Consider the following 1,595-nt stretch of genomic DNA (forward strand, 5'->3'; position numbering starts at 1 on the left):
CAGCAGGGTACCCAGACCGGAAATCTGCAGACTCCAGATCCAGTAATCGACCCCGACGCCAGGACTGTACTCTTTACCCGACAGCGGCGGATACGCCAGCCAACCGGTCTGAGCGAACTCACCGACCCCCAGGGAGATGTTGATCAGCACAACGCCCACCACGAAGAACCAGAAGCTCAGGGAGTTCAGGAACGGGAAGGCAACGTCGCGCGCACCGATTTGCAGCGGTACCACGACGTTCATCAGGCCGACTACGAAAGGCATCGCCATGAAGAAGATCATGATAACGCCGTGCGCGGTGAAGATCTGGTCGTAGTGGTGCGGCGGCAGGAACCCGGCTTCGCCGGCGGACGCCAACGCCTGCTGGCTACGCATCATGATGGCGTCGGCGAAGCCGCGCAGCAGCATGACCATCGCCACGACGATGTACATGATACCAATTTTTTTATGGTCGACCGAAGTCAGCCATTCGCTCCACAGCCACTTCCATTTGCCGAAATAGGTCAGCAGCGCCAGCACTGCCAGGCCCCCGACAATAATTGCGGCTACGGTGACCATGATGATCGGTTCGTGGTACGGAACCGCATCAAGTGTTAATTTTCCCAACATCAGTTATTCCTCGGCTCCGGCGTGAGCAGCATGTTCACCCATGTCCATACCTTGGCTCATGTCCATGCCTTCGTGCGCGCCAGCGCCCTTGTGCATATCCATGTCGCCCATGAATTTGGCAATTGTTTCTTTGAACAAATTCGGTTTGACAGCGGCAAAGTACTCAACCGGGTTGTTTTCACTCGGCTCTGCCAGTTTGTTAAAGTCGTCGGTGGTGTTCAGGTTTTTAGACGATGCCTTCACCTTGGCCACCCACTGATCGAAGTCGCCTTCGGTCGGGGTAACGATCGCGGTGAATTTCATACCGGAGAAGCCTGCGCCGCTATAGCTGCTGGAGATGCCCTTGTAGGCACCGGCTTCGTTGCCGATCAGGTGCAGTTTGGTCTGCATGCCGGCCATCGCATAAATCTGTCCACCCAACTGCGGGATAAAGAACGAGTTCATTACCGAGTTAGAGGTGATCTTGAATTCGACTGGAACATCTTTCGGGAAAGCCAGCTCATTAACGGTCGCAATGCCTTGTTCCGGGTAGATGAACAGCCATTTCCAGTCGAGCGACACCACTTCGATCGTCATCGGCTTCTTGTCGGTGACAATCGGCTTGAACGGGTCGAGTTCGTGGGTAGTCTTCCAGGTAATGGTGCCAAGGATGGCGATGATAATGATAGGAATGGTCCAGACGACCGCTTCGATCTTGTTGGAGTGGGCCCAGTTCGGACTGTACTTGGCGTCTTTGTTGGAAGCGCGATACTTCCAGGCAAAGGCGAACGCCATGAAGATAACTGGCACCACCACGATCAACATCAACGCGATTGCAGTGATAATCAGTGTCCGTTGCTCAACACCAATTGCTCCTTTGGGATTCATCAAAACCATATCGCAACCACTGAGCAATACAGTGGCTGCGATTAATGACAGCATCCCAATACTTTTATTGTATTTCTTAAGTCTCATCTAACGACCTCAATAACAAAGGCTCAAATGTC

The 1,595-nt window shown here is 53.4% G+C and carries 2 protein-coding genes; both read right to left on the reverse strand.

From position 1 onward, the window contains the following. A partial coding sequence (locus AB0B35_RS42080) for a cbb3-type cytochrome c oxidase subunit I (RefSeq protein WP_361057501.1) occupies positions 1 to 609 on the reverse strand: 609 nt, incomplete at its 3' end. Between the two features lie 3 nt (positions 610 to 612). After that, entirely contained in the window at positions 613 to 1,563 is a 951-nt protein-coding gene (gene cyoA, locus AB0B35_RS42085) for a cytochrome o ubiquinol oxidase subunit II (RefSeq protein WP_025301763.1), read from the reverse strand. Positions 1,564 to 1,595: the final 32 nt, after the last annotated feature.

This window comes from Catellatospora sp. NPDC049133, from assembly GCF_040648455.1.
Classification (GTDB): domain Bacteria; phylum Actinomycetota; class Actinomycetes; order Mycobacteriales; family Micromonosporaceae; genus Catellatospora; species Catellatospora aurea.

Excerpts from the sequence above, each read along its gene's own strand:
- cyoA (WP_025301763.1), bottom strand. The coding sequence starts at position 1,563 with ATGAGACTTAAGAAATACAATAAAAGTATTGGGATGCTGTCATTAATC.